We start from the raw sequence: 16,137 nt of genomic DNA, 5'->3' as shown, positions 1-16,137 counted from the left end.
CATGCGGCGCGCATCGTCACCGGGCTGGGCTCGAGTGCCCGCCTCCTCCTCGCGCCCCATGCGGCGCGCATCGTCACCGGGCTAAGGTCGCGCCATGACCAAACGCGCGGCCGCTGCCATCGCGATACTGCTCGGGTTGACGGGATGCGGCTCCGCGCAGCCGACCGCCGGGCCCCCGCCCACACGGTCTGACGTCCCGCCCAACCAGGTGTCCGGCGTGGCGATTCCGGCCGGCCGCATCGACGATGCCGTCGCCAAAATCGACGGCCTGGTCGGCGACCTGATGAAAAGCACCGGTGTCCCCGGAATGGCGGTCGCCGTTGTCCACGGCGGGAAGGTGTTGTACGCCAAAGGCTTCGGCATCAAGGACGCGAGCAAGGGGCAGGGGCAGGACAACAAGGTGGACGCCGACACCGTCTTCCAGTTGGCCTCGGTGTCCAAATCGGTCGGTGCGACGGTGATCGCGCACGAGGTCAGCGGCAACGTCGTCGGCTGGGACACCCCGGTGGCCGCCAAGCTGCCGTGGTTCACTCTCAGCGACCCCTATGTCGCCGGCCATGTGACCGTCGCTGACATGTATTCGCATCGCTCCGGGCTGCCCGACCACGCCGGCGACAAACTGGAAGACCTGGGCTACGACCGCCGTCAGACCCTCGAGCGGCTCAAGTACCTGCCGCTGGCGCCCTTCCGGATCAGCTACGCCTACACCAACTATGGGATCACCGCCGGTGCGGAGGCGGTGGCGGCCGCGGCGGGCAAATCATGGGAGGATCTGTCCGACGAGGTGCTCTACCGCCCCCTGGGGATGACGTCGACCAGTTCACGCTTTGCCGACTTCATCGCCCGGCCCAACCATGCGGTCAACCACATCAAGGTCGCCGACAAGTGGGAGGCCCGTTTCCAGCGGGACCCCGATCCCCAGTCACCCGCGGGCGGCGTCAGTTCATCGGCCAACGACATGGCCCACTGGCTGATGATGTTGCTGGGCAACGGAACTCACAACGGCCAGCGGATCGCCTCGCCGGAAGCCTTGCTGCCCGCGACCAGTCCGCAGATGGTGTCGGCGCCCGCGACGACGCCCAAGGCCCGCACCGGTTTCTACGGATACGGCTTCAACGCGTCGGTCGACTCCTCGGGCCGCACCGAATACAGCCACTCCGGCGCTTTCGATTTGGGGGCGGCGACGAACTTCGTGGTGATGCCCTCGGAGGACTTGGGCATCATCGCGCTGACCAACGGCGCGCCCTACGGCATCCCGGAGACGCTGACCGCCGAATTCATGGACCTCGTCCAGTACGGCCAGATCCGCGAGGACTGGCGCGCCTTATACAAAAAGGCGATCGGCTGGCTGAACAATCCGGTGGGCTCGCTGGTCGGGAAGCAGCCCCCGCCCAATCCCGCCCCGGCCAAACCGCTCGGCGAGTACGCCGGCGTCTACGCCAGCGACTACTGGGGTCCGGCCGTCGTGACCGAACGCGACGGCGCCCTGCAGTTGGCGATGGGCCCGAAAAACCGGACGGTCACCCTCACCCATTGGGACGGAGACACCTTCACCTTCCCGCTGACCGACGAAAACGCCCCACCCGGAACAGTTTCCACAGCGGTGTTCGCCAACAACACGGTGAACCTGGAGTACTACGACACCGAGAAGTTGGGGACCTTCACCCGATGAGCGCCGGCCTGACCGATGCCGAGGTGACGCAGCGGGTTGCCGACGGCCAGAGCAACGCGATACGGAAACGCGCGACGCGCAGCATCACCGATATCGTGCGGGCCAATGTGTTCACCCGGATCAACGCGATCCTTGGGGTCTTGCTGCTGATCGTGCTCGCGACGGGTTCGCTGATCAACGGGATGTTCGGCCTGTTGATCGTCGCCAACAGCGTCGTCGGCATGGTCCAGGAAATCCGGGCCAAGCAGACGCTGGACAAGCTCGCGATCGTGGGACAGGCGAAACCCTTGGTGCGCAGGCAATCCGGAACGCGTGCGGTGCCGCCCGAGGAGGTGGTGCTCGACGACATCATCGAGCTCGGACCCGGCGATCAGGTCGTCGTCGACGGAGAGATCGTCGAGGAGGCGAACCTGGAAGTCGACGAGTCGCTGCTGACCGGCGAGGCCGACCCGATCGCCAAAGCCGTCGGCGACCCGGTGATGTCGGGCAGTTTCGTCGTCGCGGGCACCGGCGCCTACCGGGCCACCAAGGTCGGTCCGGACGCCTACGCGGCCAAACTCGCCGAGGAAGCCAGCAAGTTCACGTTGGTGAAATCCGAACTGCGCAGCGGCATTAACCGCATCCTGCAGTTCATCACCTACCTGTTGGTGCCGGCCGGCCTGCTGACGATCTACACCCAGCTGTTCACCACCCACGCGGGCTGGCGCGAGTCCGTGCTGCGGACGGTGGGCGCCTTGGTACCGATGGTCCCCGAAGGGCTGGTGCTGCTGACGTCGGTCGCGTTCGCGGTCGGGGTGGTCCGGCTCGGCCAGCGCCGCTGCCTGGTGCAGGAGCTGCCCGCCATCGAGGGACTCGCGCGGGTCGACGTGGTCTGCGCCGACAAGACGGGCACCCTGACCGAAAGCGGCATGCGGGTCGCGCGGGTCGACGAGCTCGACGACGCCGGGCGGCGTGGCCGGATCGGCGACGTGCTGGCCTCCTTGGCCGCCGCCGACCCGCGGCCCAACGCGAGCATGCGCGCCATCGCCGAGTCCTATCCCGATCCGCCCGGCTGGACCGCCACGGCGACAGCACCTTTCAAGTCGGCCACCAAGTGGAGCGGCGTGTCCTTCGAAGGACACGGCAACTGGGTGATGGGGGCGCCCGACGTGTTGCTCGAGCCGGCGTCGGCGGCGGCCGAACAGGCCGAGCGAATCGGGGCGCAAGGTTTGCGGGTCCTGCTGGTGGGCGCCGCTGACGTGGCCGTCGACCACCCGGACGCGCCGCAGCATGTCACCCCTGTTGCGCTGGTAGTGCTCGAACAGAAGGTGCGTCCCGACGCCCGCGAAACGCTGGATTATTTTGCCGGTCAAGGCGTTGCGGTCAAAGTGTTGTCCGGGGACAACGCCGTCTCGGTCGGCGCCGTCGCCGACAAGCTCGGGCTGCACGGCCAGACGATGGACGCCCGCCAACTCCCCTCGGAACCCACGCAATTGGCTGACGCGCTGGACACCCACACCACCTTCGGGCGGGTGCGGCCGGATCAGAAACGCGCCGTGGTGCACGCCCTGCAATCGCACGGGCACACCGTCGCGATGACCGGCGACGGCGTCAACGACGTGTTGGCCCTCAAACACGCCGATATCGGCGTCGCGATGGGGGCCGGCAGCCCGGCCTCTCGCGCCGTGGCGCAGATCGTCTTGCTGGACAACAGGTTTGCGACGTTGCCGTACGTCGTCGGTGAGGGACGGCGGGTGATCGGCAACATCGAGCGAGTCGCCAACCTGTTCCTGACCAAGACCGTCTATTCGGTGCTGCTGGCGTTGTTGGTGGGCATCGAATGCCTGCTATCCAAAGCGCTGAAAGCCGACCCGTTGCTGTATCCGTTCCAGCCGATCCACGTCACCATCGCGGCGTGGTTCACCATCGGAATACCGTCGTTCATCCTGTCGCTGGCGCCCAACAACGAGCGCGCCGAGCCGGGCTTCGTGCGCCGGGTCCTGAGCTCGGCCCTGCCGTCGGGGCTGATCGTCGGCACCGCGACCTTCGCGTCGTACCTCATCGCCTACCACGGTCGTCACGCCAGCTTTCAGCAACAGGATCAGGCGTCGACCGCGGCCCTGATCACCTTGCTCATGACGGCGCTGTGGGTGCTGGCGGTGGTCGCACGTCCCTACCAGTGGTGGCGGGTGGCGCTCGTAATCGCCTCGGGCCTGGCCTATGTGGTGATCTTCAGCCTGCCACTGGCCCGCAAACAGTTCCTGCTGGATCCGTCCAATGTGACGGTGACCGCGACCGCTGTGGGGATCGGTCTGTTGGGTGCCGCCGCGGTCGAGGCCATGTGGTGGATCCGCGCCAGAATGCTGGGCGTGCAGCCGCGGTTGTGGCGCTGAGCACACCGAACTCGACTCCGGCCGGTTTCGCCGGGCAAGTACGATGCCGGGAAAAGGGAGGGCGCATGGGATTCCTGGACAAGGCCAAGGATCTGTTGTCGCAGAACGCCGACAAGGTCGAGATGGCCATCGACAAGGCCGGCGAGTTCGTCGACGAGAAGACGCAGGGCAAGTACACCGACACCATCCACCAGGTGCAGGAACAGGCCAAGAAGGCGACCGGCCCTGCGGACACGGGCGACCAGCAGAACTGAGCCATGGCCAAGCTTTCCGGATCCATCGATGTCCCGCTGCCACCCGAGGTGGCCTGGCAGCACGCTTCTGACCTGTCCCGGTACAAGGACTGGCTGACCATCCACCGGGTGTGGCGCAGCGCCTTGCCCGACGAGATCGAAAAGGGCTCGGTCGTCGAGTCGATCGTCGAGGTCAAGGGCATGCCCAACCGGATCAAATGGACGGTGGTGCGCTACAAGCCGCCCGAGGGCATGACGCTCAACGGCGACGGTGTCGGCGGCGTCAAGGTCAAACTGATGGCCAAGATCCAGCCCAAAGGGGACGGCTCCGTCGTCAGCTTCGACGTGCACCTCGGCGGCCCGGCGCTGTTCGGCCCCATCGGCATGATCGTCGCCGCCGCACTGCGCGGCGATATCAACCAGTCGCTGGAGAACTTCGTCGCGGTGTTCACCCGACCCGACCCGAGCACCAACGGGCATCGCTGATCGCCGGGGCCTGCCGATGAGTTTTGGGCACCGCAGCGGTCGATAGTTGTGAACCCCGTTGTCCAGGGGAAACACCACCAGGAGGTCACTGTGCCCATTCGTGACAGCGCGCCGCTGGGCGCCCCATGCTGGATCGATCTGACCACGTCCGACGTCGCCCGCGCCCAAGAGTTCTACGGCACGGTTTTCGGCTGGGCGTTCGAGTCCGCCGGTCCCGAATACCACGGATACGTCAACGCCGCCACGGACGGCCACGTGGTCGCCGGGATCATGGCGAACGGGCCCGAAGCCGAGACCCCGGACCGCTGGGTCACCTACTTCCACACCGCCGACATCGACACGACACTGACCGCGGCGAGCGGGGCGGGTGGTTCGGTGTGCATGGCGATCGAGGTGCCCGCCAAGGGCCGGATGGGCCTGGTGACCGACCCAACCGGCGCGATGTTCGGCTTGTGGCAGCCGCTGGAGCATCTCGGCTTCGAGATCACCGGCGCGGCAGGGGCCCCGGTCTGGCACCAGCTGACCACGCGCGACTATGGCGCGGCCCTCGACTTCTACCGCGACGTCCTGGGCTGGCGTACCGAGTCCGCGTCCGACACCGACGAATTCCGCTACACCACAGCGTGGTTCGGCGACGAGCAATTGCTCGGCGTGATGGACGGCGCCTCATTGTTGCCGGAGGGGACCCCGTCGAACTGGGTGATCTTCTTCGGCGCCGAAGACGTCGACAACACCCTGCGACTGATCGTCGACCACGGCGGCGCGGTGCTGCGCGGCGCCGAGGACACCCCGTATGGACGGCTGGCCGCCGCGAGCGATCCGACCGGCGCCCTCTTCAATCTGTCCTCGTTGCCGAGCTGACGCCTCGGATCGCCGGCGCCACGCTAGCGCGGCGCTCGGTGCCGCGGCACGGCGTCGGAGTCGGTTAACCTCGCTACCATGACCCGCCGACTGCGCCCCGGTTGGCTGGTGGCGTTTTTCGCCGTGGTGGTTTCGGCCAGCGCGTGGCTGCCGTGGCTGAGGACGGCGGTCAACGGCGGGGGCTGGGCCAACGCCATCGGAGGCGCCCACGGCAACTTGGAGCTGCCGCCGGGGTTCGGCGCCGGCCAGCTCATCGTGCTGCTGGCCTCGACACTGCTGGTGGCCGGCGCGATGATGGGCCGCGGCCTGTCGGTGAAGCTCGCTTCGGTTGCCGCGCTGTTGATTTCGCTGCTCATCGTGGCGCTGACGGTCTGGTATTACAAGCTCAACGTCAACCCGCCGGTGTCGGCCGAATACGGCCTCTACGTCGGTGCGGGCGGCGCGGTGTGCGCCGTGGCGTGCTCGGTCGTGGCTGTGATCGCGGCGCTGGCTTCCGGTCGGTCGCGGCGCTGAGCCCTCAGGCCGAGGGGAACTCGTGCTTTCCCGAGGCGGCGCTGGTGTCCGGTTCATTGACGCCGAATACGAAGGGCGCGAAGACGATTTCGCGCCCGTCCGGGTCCCGATAGGTGATCGCGCCGGTGGCCGCCCAGTAAGGGTGCTGCTCGACGGGCTCGACGCCCGCGTCGTGCAGGCGCGCGAGGGCGGCTTGCTGTGCCTGGGGGTCGGGGAAATACAGGCAGAGCTGTTCATGGTGGTCGACCGCGACGGCGTCGACGGCCTCCACGATCTCCATGGTGAGGTTCCAGCTGGGTAGCCCAAAAATCGCGCCGTTGCTGCCGTAGCTTGCTTCGAACGTTTCGTAGAGGGGCAGCCCCACCAGGTCGCGGTAGAACCGCACCGTTTCCGCGAAGTGCGACGAACGGCGCGCGAAGCGGATGGCACCGATCGGCGCCAACTGCGGTGGCCAGTGCGTTGCGCGGTGCTGCTTGTGCTGGTCGGCGCTCATCGCAATCCGATCGCGTCCGCGGCGGACTCGGCGCTACCCCAGCACCGCAATTCGGAGCCGGGCGCCCATGTCGAGTGTGTGCCGCTGAAAACCCGTTCCGGCAGTGGGAGTTTGCACACCGGCCCGTCGCCGAGGCGGGCGGCGTCGAACACCAGGCAATATGAGGCGTCGGTGTTCATGTCGGTGGTGAGGGTGACCAGGTAGCCGTCGTCTTCGCCGGTGGCGCCCAATCGCGGCGCCATCGCGGTCTCGCTGCCGTAGACGCCGTCCCCGAACGAGAACCCCTCCTCGGTGCCGGTGAGCAGGTCGTGTTTGACCAGGCCGTCGAACAGGAACCAGCCCGGTCTCCCGGTGGCGGCGTAGGTGTAGCGGTAGTGGGCGGCGGCGTGGTCGGGGTTGATGGTGCCGAACTCGGTGATGCATTCGGAGAGCTGCTCTTCGCGCACCGCACCGGTGACCAGGTTGAAGCGCCACCGGTGCAGGCGGGACTGCAACCGATCCAGGGCCAGGAAACGAAACAGCTTGTCCCACTTGGTCCCACCGGTGTCGAGCGGGGACGGGTCTCCTTCGAACAAGCCGTCGAGCACGATCTCGTCGCCATCCTCGTAGGCGTTGGTGAAATGCAGCACGAACGTGGGGTCGGCCTCGAACCAGCGAATGTCCTCGGTCGCACCGCGGCGCGGGATCACCGCGAACCGCGACGGGATCTCGGGGTAGAAGCGCGGCAGGTGCACGTCGTGCTCGAGCAGCTGCGGATCCCAGAACAACGGGAAATCGTTGAGAATGGCGTAGTTTTCGGTGAACGCCATGTCGTGGGGGAGACGCGGCCCGGGCAGCGGGATGTCGACGTAGTGGGTCAGTTCGTTGTGCTCGTCGACGACACCGTAATGCATATACGGGTCTTGTTTGCTGTAGTTGAAGAACAGCAGTTCGCCGGTCGTGTTGTCTACCTTGGGATGTGCGGACACGCCCCACTCGGTCGGGAAGCGCCCGTTCCAGGACTCCTTGCCGAGCGTGTCGGCCGAATACGGGTCGATGCGGTACAGGTCGCCGCACTGGTAGAAACTGGTCAGCGCGATGCCGCGGTGCACGATGACGTCGGTGCTCGAGGCGTCCTTCATCCTCGTTCGCGCGCCCCACCCGTTCCGGCGCCGGGCTAGTTGCACCGGCTCGGCCAGACCCGGCCACAGCGGCCCGCCCGCTTCGTTCTCGGCCAGGAACCCGTCGGTGCGGATAAAGCGGTTGCGGTAGAACGCCTTTCCGTCGCGAAAGCCGACCACGTGCAGCATGCCGTCGCCGTCGAACGGGTGATAGGTCTTGAAGGCGGGGTGCAGCGGGTTCTCTGTGTTGCGTAGGTAGACGCCGTCCAGGTCGCGCGGGATTTCACCCTCGACGGCGACCAGATCGTCGGCGTCCCACTCGGTGGTCTGGGGACGCCAGGGGCCCGTCCGGTAGGGGTGGTCGTCGTCCTCGGGAAGGGTGGACAGGAACTTGCCGACGATCTCAACGTCCATCATCAGATGCCTTTGCCGACAGCGAAACTCACGGTGGCGGCGGTGTTGCCGCCGAAATTCAGGGTGCCGAAGGTGTGCGCGTCGCCCAATCCGTGACGGCGGTCGTACGCGTCGGCCACCCGGGCGAACATGGACGGCCACAGATAGCGCGCGTCGGCCCCCTCGTGACCGGTCCAGGCCGCGGCCCCCAGATGCTGCGCGGCGGTGTCGCCCGGGACCGTTTTCTCCAACCCGATCCCCACCTCCAGCGCGCTGTCGTAGGCGCCCGAGCGCGGATCGGCCATCGCCGCCAGCACCGCCACACTGCCGGACGCGCGGGCGGCTTCGTGGCGCGAGGCCGGGGTGTCCCGAAGGCCGTCGCAGACCGTGGCCGGCATGGCTCCGAGGTGGCCCTGCCGGGCGGACATCTCGGCGAAGGCGTTGCCAACGTGCACCACCCCGATGCCGGCCGCGTCCACCTTGGCCGAGGCCAGCTTCAGCGCGGCGACGTCGCAGCCTTCCTTGATGAGGTGGCGAGCAAAATCGCTTTGGTAGCCGCCGAGAATCCACCCACCGGGCGAGCCATCCATACGCCGACGGTACCCCCGCGCGGATGGGTTGTTGAGGCCAATCGGCGTGACGTGCCCGTCGCGGGGACGGCCAAAAAAGGGCGGCCCCGTCGGCTCTCGGGCTGAACCGACGGGACCTAGGCGGGCGCGAAGGCCGGCCGACGCACTCGCCTACTGTTGGATCATTGCCCCCCAGGGGCGCCGACAAACATGCGGCCTCAATCTGTTTGACGCCCGGGCGCCCACGGCGCCGGGCCCGGTTAACGACGATTCATCTTTTTTGAGTGCGCGCGGGGCGTACTGGGACGCGGTCGGGTGGAAGTCTGAGCTGCGGCGATGCGGCGGGGTTGTGCCGGGATTCAGTGGGTCGCACCACCAACGGGTCGAGCCGCATCGTGGCGTCGCGCCAGTCTGGGAACAGGCCGATATACGCACTCGTGGTTGGTTCGTTTAGCGGCCGTCCAGCAAAGTAGCCAGGCCTTCACCCGCGGGCGGCGACAACCTCACCAAGGCCGACAGGCGCGTGTGAGGGCGCGGCCGGATCTCCCGCACCGGGCGGAACCCCGCGGGACGGGCGCCCGTCCCCGGGGTGGCGTTGTCTGCGGTCCATCGTGACATCCCCTCGGTCGGATTCCGACCCGGGCAAGCGCGGCGTCGGCAAAGCTAAAAACTCCGTTCAGCTGCTTGCATCAGCCGTCAGCTAATGGCGCAAGGGGGGAGGTCGGCCGCGGATCGGCGCGTTGCGACACGGTCACGGATGCATACCTATCGGCTCATCGTTGGTCACATATGCCCCGCAGATAACTATCGTCACAGAAGCCAACTACGGACGTCAGCGCGGTGTCCTACCCCTCGAAAGGTGTTACATGTCGGCGATTCTTCGAAGTGTGTCGCTATCGATGGCGTCGGCGGCCGCTGTCGGATTCGTCCTCGTGGTCGGGCCCGCGCCTACCGCCCACGCGACACCGTGCGGCGCTCCCGAGGCGAACGTCGATCCTCCCGCCGCGCAGCCGGCCATGCCCGCGCCTCAGCCGGTGGTACAGCCGCCGACCGGGCGCAGGCCCACTCACACGAATGACCAGGCGCCGCTGCCGAGGCTGGGTCCGCTGATCTCCTCGTTGCTCAAGCCCGCGACACCGGGGCAGCGCTACTCCGCACCCGTGCATCCGCGTGCCGAGGGGCCGACGCTCGGACCTGGCCCGTCGGCGCCGTTGCAACAGCAGGCCGAGGTGTTGCCGCCTGGACCCAACCCGCCCGCGCCCGCGGTCCCGCAACCGCCGAATGCCAACCCGCTGCGGCCCAACGCCGCGCCGGTGCCGCAACCGCAACCCGAGCCGGGACCGCCGCCTCCGTCGATCTCGGGCGCCCCGACATCCCTCGTCGATTGGGTGACCGGACCGGACGGCCCCAACAAGACTCTGCAACGTTTCGGCATCTCCGGTACCGACCTCGGGATTGCCTGGGACAACGGCGATCCCGTCAACCGCCAGGTGTTGATGGCCTTCGGTGACACCTTCGGCTACTGCAAGGTGCACGGCCAGCAGTGGCGCTACAACACCCTGTTCCGCAGCAACGATCGCGACCTGTCCAGGGGAATCCACATCGCCGACGGCGTGCCCAACGACAAGTACTCCGGCTCACCGGTGTGGGCGCCCGGACTTTCCAAGCAGGTCGTCAACACCATCCACAAGGCCGCGCACGAGACGGGAATCATTCCGACCGGGGCGATGTCGATGGGCAGAACCCAATACATGAGCTACATGTCCATCCGCCAGTGGGGCCGTGACGGCGAATGGACAACCAACTATTCGGCGATCGCGCGGTCCAACGACAACGGCCAGAACTGGGGGATTTTCCCCACCACGATCCGCACGGCGTCCGCGGATGCCATTCCGGGAGCCGGGTTTACGCCCGGAAATGAGAACTTCCAGATGGGCGCGTTCCTCAAGGGCAACGACGGTTACCTCTACCAGTTCGGGACACCATCGGGGCGCGGCGGTGCGGCCTTCCTGTCGCGCGTTCCACCGAACCAATTGCCCGACCTGACCAAGTACCAGTACTGGAACGGCGACAACGGCGGTCACTGGGTCGCCAACAACCCGGGTGCGGCGACGCCGATCTTCCCGGCGCCGGTGGGCGAAATGTCAGCCCAGTACAACAATTACCTCAAGCAGTACCTGGTGCTCTACACCGACGGCGGCAGCAACGACGTCATCGCAAGGACCGCGCCGGCGCCGCAGGGGCCATGGAGTCCCCCGCAACCACTGGTGTCGTCGTTCCAAATGCCGGGCGGCATTTATGCGCCGATGATCCATCCCTGGTCGTCGGGACGGGACCTGTACTTCAACCTGTCGCTGTGGTCGGCATACGACGTGATGTTGATGCACACCGTGTTGCCGTAAAAACGTCGCCGTCGAAGATACGATGGTTCTAGTGAGAGGAGGGCGACGATGATCGCCTTGGAGTATCACGACAACTGTTGCGGTCTTGCTGATCCGCTCACTCCTCTCGCCGCGGCCGCGCTACCCGATGATGTGCCCGCCTCTTCGGCAGGCGAACTCCCCCAGGGGGAGAACGTCGATGGCGTGGACGCCCACACGGTCTTTGACGGGCATCGCCCGGACTACTGGACCGTCGGCAGACCGGGGCTCCGAGACATCGAGGTGTGCATCGAGAGTGCCCGCGCGGACGGCGCCATCAGTCTGGGCCTGGTGGTCAACGGTTTGGATTGCAGCGGGCTCCCCATTGACCAGGCGCTTTCGCTCGCAGACGCCCGGGGGGATGCGGGCGTCTGCGGCGTTAGCTGCCGGGGAGGCGGACACCTCAAAGCCAGTTGATTGGCGGCTGAGGGGATTTCGCGGGGCGAGCTCACGCGGTATCGGCTACGGAGGCGGCGGGATCCACCGTTTGCCATCCGTTGTCCATCCGCACGGCAGGTAGTTCCAGTGCGCCGGTGGATTGGGGTCGAAAGACAAACACTTCGGTGCGTAAAAATCGGGCGCCGGAGAAGGCGGCGGTGGCGGCTGGTCCGTGGCGCGAGCGGTAGCCTCGCCGCTGAGCATCAAGGCCCCAACGGCCATCAGTGTCGCGACTAGCTTCCGCATCGCAGGCCCGGCAAGTGCTATGCCCCAACGAAGCGACGGTCGCTACGTTTCTTCCCTTACACGCACGGTATCGATGGTAGTCCGCATTCCCGCGCATTGTGGGACTTGATCGCATTCGCTCTGGGTATTTCGGGGTGCCGCTCTGGTGTGGGATCGTGAGCGGGTTTGCGCAGCCGCGGGCCGTGCCGACCTGCTGGTATACCGTGAACGCGAACTGGACACGGTCTGACCGGGATAAGTACGATCGTGGTCTGTCATTTTTTGTATGCAAGCAGGAGCACCGCGATGAGATCTGTCGATGGGGGTTCGCCGTCATCGACTGCGGTGAGCGCTCGACCGATTGTCCCGCGTGGCCTGATCCCCATGCCCGCCCGCACCCGAGCGCGGCTATGTCTCGCATCGGTCACCGTTGAGCAAACACGCCAAGATAGCTGGCGCGCAATTGAAGTCATCGCCGACCGGCACAACCGCCGCGTCGAGTCCTATCTGCAGCGTCGACGGCACCGCCCGTGGCGCAACCGGGGTTCCTAGCCCTCGACGTTGACCTTCATGTCGACGACGATCGGCGCTGTTTCACCGCGCCGATGAGGTGGGCACACCACAACGGTCGAAGAACTGCCTAGCTCACGAGGAAGTTCGCCCCTCGCCTCCTAGCAGCGCCATGTCGGCACTGCTGTGGAATGGATGTGCCCGTCGTTGAATGGCCCTGCGCTACAACGGTAACGGCACTTCGCCGCGGCTGCAGCGGTTGACGGCACTCACGGTCCGGCCGGTGGCATAGCGCCAGGGCGCGATTTCAAAATTCCGTTTATCAATCAGGCGATCCGGCGGCCGACTCACGCCGCCGTCGAGCGTCGCGCACTGAGTTATGAGGTATAGCAATGGATTTCGCAGTGCTTCCGCCGGAGGTCAACTCCGGGCGAATGTACTCTGGCCCCGGGTCGGGGCCGATGCTGGCTGCCGCGACGGCGTGGGATGGGCTGGCAGCCCAGTTACACTCCGCGGCAGCGTCTTACGAGTCGGTGATCTCGAACCTGACCGCCGGGTGGCGGGGTCCGTCGTCGAGCATGATGGCGGCCGCCGCGGCGCCGTATGCGGCATGGATGAGTGCGACCGCTGCCCAAGCCGAGCAAACCGCCAATCAGGCGAGGGCGGCGGTGGTCGCTTATGAGGCGGCCTTCCTCGCGACGGTGCCGCCACCGGTCGTCGCGGCCAATCGTGCGCAGTTGATGGGGCTGATCGCCACCAATTTTCTCGGCCAGAACACCCCGGCGATCATGGCCACCGAGGCCCAGTACGCCGAGATGTGGGCCCAGGATGCCGCGGCGATGTACGGCTACGCCGGTTCCTCGGCGTCAGCCGCACAGGTGACGCCGTTTGCCCCGCCGCCGCGAAGTACCAACCCGGGCGGGACCGCGGGACAGGCCGCCGCCGTCGCGCAGGCCACCGGCGGCTCGGTCGCGACGAACACGGAATCGGCGCTGCCGCAACTGATGTCCGCCGTGCCGCAATCGCTGCAGGCCCTGACCGCGCCCGCCGCCGCCGCCGATCCGCCGTCGCTGCTGTCGGCGTTCGACTCGGCGCTCACGGGCCCGTTGGGTCCGGTGTCGCTCTTCGGCATCGGTGGCAGCCCGTATCTGCTGGGCGTCGAAAACTACCTGGTGCCTCAGAACGTGGCGAATGTGAACAGTGCCCGCCAACGGCTGGACCGGGACCGCTCGACGCTGCGGCTGCTGGGCGGCGGGGCTGATTCGGGGACGCGAGTGGTGAGCGCACCGACGCCCGGCCGGGCCGGAATGCCGACGGGCATCGGCCGCGCCGGCGTCGTCGGGCGTTTGTCGGTGCCGCCGGGATGGGCGGCCGCCGCCCCGGAGATCCGACCGGTCGCCACGGTGTTTCCCCAAACCGCTCTTGCCGGCGCTCCGGCGGCTCTCGCGGCCGATGGAGAGGGATCACTGTTCTTCAGCATGGCCGCGTCGGGTCTGGCCGGGCGCGCGATGGCCGCCACCGGCGGTGGCTCGGCTCGGGCAATGGGCGTCGGTGGCGGCGCTTTCGGGCGCGCCGCGACCACGGCCACGATCATCGTCATCAACGCGGACGACCCGCGGGAATAGCACAGACCACTCATCGCGAACAATGGGGAGTAACAATGGATTTCGGAGCATTGCCGCCGGAGATCAACTCAGGTCGGATGTACGCCGGTGACGGTGCAGGCTCACTGCTGGCCGCGGCGTCGGCATGGGATGGGCTGGCCGCCCAGCTGCAGTCCGCGGCGACGTCGTATGAGTCGGTGATCTCGAACTTGATCAGCGGTTGGCAGGGGCCGTCCTCGCTGACCATGGCGGGTGCGGCCGCGCCGTATGCGGCGTGGATGAGCGCGACCGCCGCTCAAGCCGAACAGGCCGCCTCGCGAGCCAGGGCGGCGGCCGCGGCGTACGAGGGCGCGTTCACGGCGACGGTGCCCCCGGTGGCGATCGCGGAAAACCGCGGCCGCCTGGCCTCACTGGTGGCGACCAACGTTCTTGGGCAGAACACCGCCGCGATCGCGGCCACCGAAGCGGCATACGGGCAGATGTGGGCGCAAGACGCCGCCGCGATGTACGGCTACGCCGGATCGTCGGCGATCGCCGCTCAGATGGAGCCCTTCACCACGCCCCCGCAAACCACCAACCCGGGCGGGGCCCCTGGCCAATCAGCCGCGGTCGCCCAAGCCGTCGGCGCGGCGCCCGCCAACGCGCAGTCGGCGTTGTCGCAGCTGATGTCGTCGACGCCGCGAACCCTGCAAAGCTTCGCGTCGCCCTCCGCATTGTCGGCGGCCGATCCGTCGTCATTGGCGACGTGGTTGAACAACCTGAATTCCACGCCGTTGGCGAAGATCGCCGCGAACATCGAGTTCGTCACCAAAGGCATCCGCCCGGTCAACGACACGTTGCTGAGCCTCAGCTTGGGCCTGGTGGCAACGGCACGGACCTGGAGCGACACCGCGGTCGAACTCGAAGGGCCGCTGTTCGCGGCGCTGGGTTCGAGCGCCCCGGCCGTGGGAGCCGCCGGCGTGTCCGCGGTGACCGCGGGCCTCGGCAATGCGGGTCTGGCGGGGGCGTTGTCGGTGCCGCCGAGCTGGGCGGTGGCCAGCCCCGCGGTCAAGCTGGCCGCCACCGTGTTGGAGTACACCAGCTCGGGTGCCGCGCCGACGGTCGCGGCCGGCGCGGGGGCGCTCGGGCCGATGGCCGTGGCGGGCTTGGCCGGAGGAGCGCTGGGTGGTGCGGTGCCCCGAGCGGTCACCGCAAGCGCCGCCCGGGGGTTGGGCCGCCGCCCGTCGGACAGCGACGACAAGACCCCGGACAAACTGAAGACCGTCCTGGCGGAACTGCAGGAGGCGCCGGAGTCCGTCCAGCACTGGCACACCGACAAGGCGCATCTGGAAAGCCTTTTGGATCAGCTGTCGACGAAGCCGGGTGTCCACGCCGTGCACTTGTCCTCCGCCGACAAGTCCAAGGTGACCTCGCCACGGGCGACGTGGGGATAGGGAGAAGGAAGTCAGAACAGTCTGCCTACCATCCGGGGTGAGGCGCCACGACCCCCTCCGGGTGCAAGGCTTATCGGCTTTCAGCCTTGTGTATCAGCGGGTTTGGTCGTAACTCGATTCATGACGACAACCATCACGGCGAGCAATATCGCGTACGAGAGTATATAGAAAGGGATCAGAATCCAGATCGACGTGCTATGGAAGATCAGTTTCGTCAGAGCCTTCAGCCCGTCCTCGATGACGCCCGAATGAGAAGTGCAATAAGGAAACCCATGTACACGCGCTCACGTTTGGTAGGTACCTTCCCGCGAGATCTCTGCACGAGATACCAGGCCACAATCAGGACTACGAGCACGGCCATGATCGTGAATCCGATGACGAGCCATAGCGGCAGGTCGTTGCTGGTGTTCAAGCTGCTGGAGTTGAACAACAAATCCGTTCCGACCATCAGGGCGACATAGGCCGTAACAGCAGCACCGCCTCCAATTGAATGCGGAGCTAGGACTCGCAGGCGATACCGTCGTTGTCCCGGTCCAGCTTTTGTTGGTAGGCCGGATCGCCCCTTGGAATGTTGTACCGGCCATCTTGGCGCGCCGCGGTGCAGTTTCTATAGGGCGGATCTGCCTGTGCGGGGGGCGCGATGGATAAACCCACGCCAAGGAAAGCGGCAACTGTGGCCATTGCCGCGACAATGAGACGGGTCGTCATTACTAGGTCAAACCTCCTATGTGCGTGCCGGAGCGTAACAGTGGGCACCACGGTTCGAGGTCTGAATTGAAAAAGTTGCTTGGCCTAACCCTTTCGGATCTCGTGTG

14 protein-coding genes and 1 pseudogene are annotated in these 16,137 nt (G+C 66.9%); 10 read left to right on the top strand and 5 right to left on the bottom strand.

Annotation, left to right across the window (positions count from 1 at the left end; all coding sequences use genetic code 11):
* The first annotated feature begins 94 nt into the window (after nucleotides 1–94).
* The 6 genes from JF781_RS12160 (at nucleotide 95) to JF781_RS12135 (ending at nucleotide 6,137) form a co-directional block, all read left to right on the top strand.
* Nucleotides 95–1,672, top strand: coding sequence for a serine hydrolase (locus JF781_RS12160; RefSeq protein ID WP_225327329.1), 1,578 nt, complete (start codon nucleotides 95–97; stop codon nucleotides 1,670–1,672).
* A complete protein-coding gene (locus tag JF781_RS12155) occupies nucleotides 1,669–4,044 on the top strand; it encodes a cation-translocating P-type ATPase (protein ID WP_225327328.1) in 2,376 nt (791 codons plus the stop codon). Before JF781_RS12160 ends, JF781_RS12155 begins: the two co-directional genes overlap by 4 nt.
* 65 nt (nucleotides 4,045–4,109) lie before the next feature.
* A complete protein-coding gene (locus JF781_RS12150; RefSeq protein ID WP_225327327.1) occupies nucleotides 4,110–4,298 on the top strand; it encodes an antitoxin in 189 nt (62 codons plus the stop codon).
* Nucleotides 4,299–4,301: 3 nt separating this feature from the next.
* Entirely contained in the window at nucleotides 4,302–4,763 is a 462-nt protein-coding gene (locus tag JF781_RS12145) for an SRPBCC family protein (protein ID WP_225327326.1), read from the top strand.
* A gap of 90 nt (nucleotides 4,764–4,853) precedes the next feature.
* Nucleotides 4,854–5,624, top strand: a complete 771-nt coding sequence (locus JF781_RS12140; protein ID WP_225327325.1) for a VOC family protein — start codon at nucleotides 4,854–4,856, stop codon at nucleotides 5,622–5,624.
* A 78-nt stretch (nucleotides 5,625–5,702) separates the two neighbouring features.
* Nucleotides 5,703–6,137 (top strand): hypothetical protein, encoded by a 435-nt coding sequence (locus JF781_RS12135; RefSeq protein WP_225327324.1) that lies wholly within the window; start codon nucleotides 5,703–5,705, stop codon nucleotides 6,135–6,137.
* 4 nt (nucleotides 6,138–6,141) lie between these two features.
* On the opposite strand, the gene JF781_RS12130 is transcribed toward JF781_RS12135, so the two are convergent.
* From JF781_RS12130 to JF781_RS12120, 3 genes and pseudogenes are all read right to left on the bottom strand, one after another.
* Nucleotides 6,142–6,630 carry a VOC family protein gene (locus tag JF781_RS12130; RefSeq protein WP_225327323.1) on the bottom strand — a complete coding sequence of 163 codons (489 nt, stop codon included), beginning with the start codon at nucleotides 6,628–6,630 and terminating at the stop codon, nucleotides 6,142–6,144.
* A complete protein-coding gene (locus tag JF781_RS12125; RefSeq protein WP_225327439.1) occupies nucleotides 6,627–8,144 on the bottom strand; it encodes a carotenoid oxygenase family protein in 1,518 nt (505 codons plus the stop codon). The genes JF781_RS12130 and JF781_RS12125 overlap by 4 nt, the downstream gene beginning before the upstream one ends.
* A 53-nt stretch (nucleotides 8,145–8,197) precedes the next feature.
* Nucleotides 8,198–8,713, bottom strand: a pseudogene (locus tag JF781_RS12120) (thiolase domain-containing protein); the annotation flags it as partial.
* Between the two features lie 845 nt (nucleotides 8,714–9,558).
* On the opposite strand from JF781_RS12120, the gene JF781_RS12115 reads away from it, so the two are divergent.
* Nucleotides 9,559–11,094 carry a DUF4185 domain-containing protein gene (locus JF781_RS12115; protein WP_225327322.1) on the top strand — a complete coding sequence of 512 codons (1,536 nt, stop codon included), beginning with the start codon at nucleotides 9,559–9,561 and terminating at the stop codon, nucleotides 11,092–11,094.
* Nucleotides 11,095–11,142: 48 nt separating this feature from the next.
* A complete protein-coding gene (locus JF781_RS12110) occupies nucleotides 11,143–11,529 on the top strand; it encodes a hypothetical protein (RefSeq protein WP_225327321.1) in 387 nt (128 codons plus the stop codon).
* 45 nt (nucleotides 11,530–11,574) lie between these two features.
* Here JF781_RS12110 and JF781_RS28565 read toward each other — a convergent pair whose 3' ends face one another.
* Entirely contained in the window at nucleotides 11,575–11,796 is a 222-nt protein-coding gene (locus tag JF781_RS28565; protein WP_308011542.1) for a hypothetical protein, read from the bottom strand.
* Nucleotides 11,797–12,677: 881 nt separating this feature from the next.
* On the opposite strand from JF781_RS28565, the gene JF781_RS12105 reads away from it, so the two are divergent.
* Both JF781_RS12105 and JF781_RS12100 read left to right on the top strand, forming a co-directional pair.
* Nucleotides 12,678–13,910: a PPE family protein gene (locus JF781_RS12105; RefSeq protein ID WP_225327320.1), complete on the top strand. Its 1,233-nt coding sequence runs from the start codon at nucleotides 12,678–12,680 to the stop codon at nucleotides 13,908–13,910.
* Nucleotides 13,911–13,945: 35 nt separating this feature from the next.
* Nucleotides 13,946–15,322, top strand: a complete 1,377-nt coding sequence (locus tag JF781_RS12100; RefSeq protein ID WP_225327319.1) for a PPE family protein — start codon at nucleotides 13,946–13,948, stop codon at nucleotides 15,320–15,322.
* Between the two features lie 498 nt (nucleotides 15,323–15,820).
* Here the strand turns inward: JF781_RS12100 and JF781_RS12095 are convergent, their stop codons facing one another.
* Complete coding sequence (locus JF781_RS12095; protein ID WP_225327438.1) at nucleotides 15,821–16,003, bottom strand: excalibur calcium-binding domain-containing protein; 183 nt, start codon at nucleotides 16,001–16,003, stop codon at nucleotides 15,821–15,823.
* Nucleotides 16,004–16,137: the final 134 nt, after the last annotated feature.

Source organism: Mycobacterium sp. WUMAC-067, assembly GCF_020217485.1.
Lineage (GTDB): Bacteria > Actinomycetota > Actinomycetes > Mycobacteriales > Mycobacteriaceae > Mycobacterium.
The sequence above is the reverse complement of the archived record's forward strand: the minus strand, read 5'-3'. Positions and strand labels throughout refer to the sequence as shown.

Bases quoted from the DNA above. Each gene is read 5' to 3' on its own strand.
- JF781_RS12095 (WP_225327438.1), bottom strand. From the start codon at position 16,003: ATGGCCACAGTTGCCGCTTTCCTTGGCGTGGGTTTATCCATCGCGCCC.
- JF781_RS12115 (WP_225327322.1), top strand. From the start codon at position 9,559: ATGTCGGCGATTCTTCGAAGTGTGTCGCTATCGATGGCGTCGGCGGCC.
- JF781_RS12100 (WP_225327319.1), top strand. From the start codon at position 13,946: ATGGATTTCGGAGCATTGCCGCCGGAGATCAACTCAGGTCGGATGTAC.
- JF781_RS12105 (WP_225327320.1), top strand. From the start codon at position 12,678: ATGGATTTCGCAGTGCTTCCGCCGGAGGTCAACTCCGGGCGAATGTAC.
- JF781_RS12150 (WP_225327327.1), top strand. From the start codon at position 4,110: ATGGGATTCCTGGACAAGGCCAAGGATCTGTTGTCGCAGAACGCCGAC.
- JF781_RS12145 (WP_225327326.1), top strand. From the start codon at position 4,302: ATGGCCAAGCTTTCCGGATCCATCGATGTCCCGCTGCCACCCGAGGTG.
- JF781_RS12125 (WP_225327439.1), bottom strand. From the start codon at position 8,144: ATGGACGTTGAGATCGTCGGCAAGTTCCTGTCCACCCTTCCCGAGGAC.
- JF781_RS12155 (WP_225327328.1), top strand. From the start codon at position 1,669: ATGAGCGCCGGCCTGACCGATGCCGAGGTGACGCAGCGGGTTGCCGAC.
- JF781_RS28565 (WP_308011542.1), bottom strand. From the start codon at position 11,796: ATGCGGAAGCTAGTCGCGACACTGATGGCCGTTGGGGCCTTGATGCTC.
- JF781_RS12135 (WP_225327324.1), top strand. From the start codon at position 5,703: ATGACCCGCCGACTGCGCCCCGGTTGGCTGGTGGCGTTTTTCGCCGTG.
- JF781_RS12160 (WP_225327329.1), top strand. From the start codon at position 95: ATGACCAAACGCGCGGCCGCTGCCATCGCGATACTGCTCGGGTTGACG.
- JF781_RS12110 (WP_225327321.1), top strand. From the start codon at position 11,143: ATGATCGCCTTGGAGTATCACGACAACTGTTGCGGTCTTGCTGATCCG.
- JF781_RS12130 (WP_225327323.1), bottom strand. From the start codon at position 6,630: ATGAGCGCCGACCAGCACAAGCAGCACCGCGCAACGCACTGGCCACCG.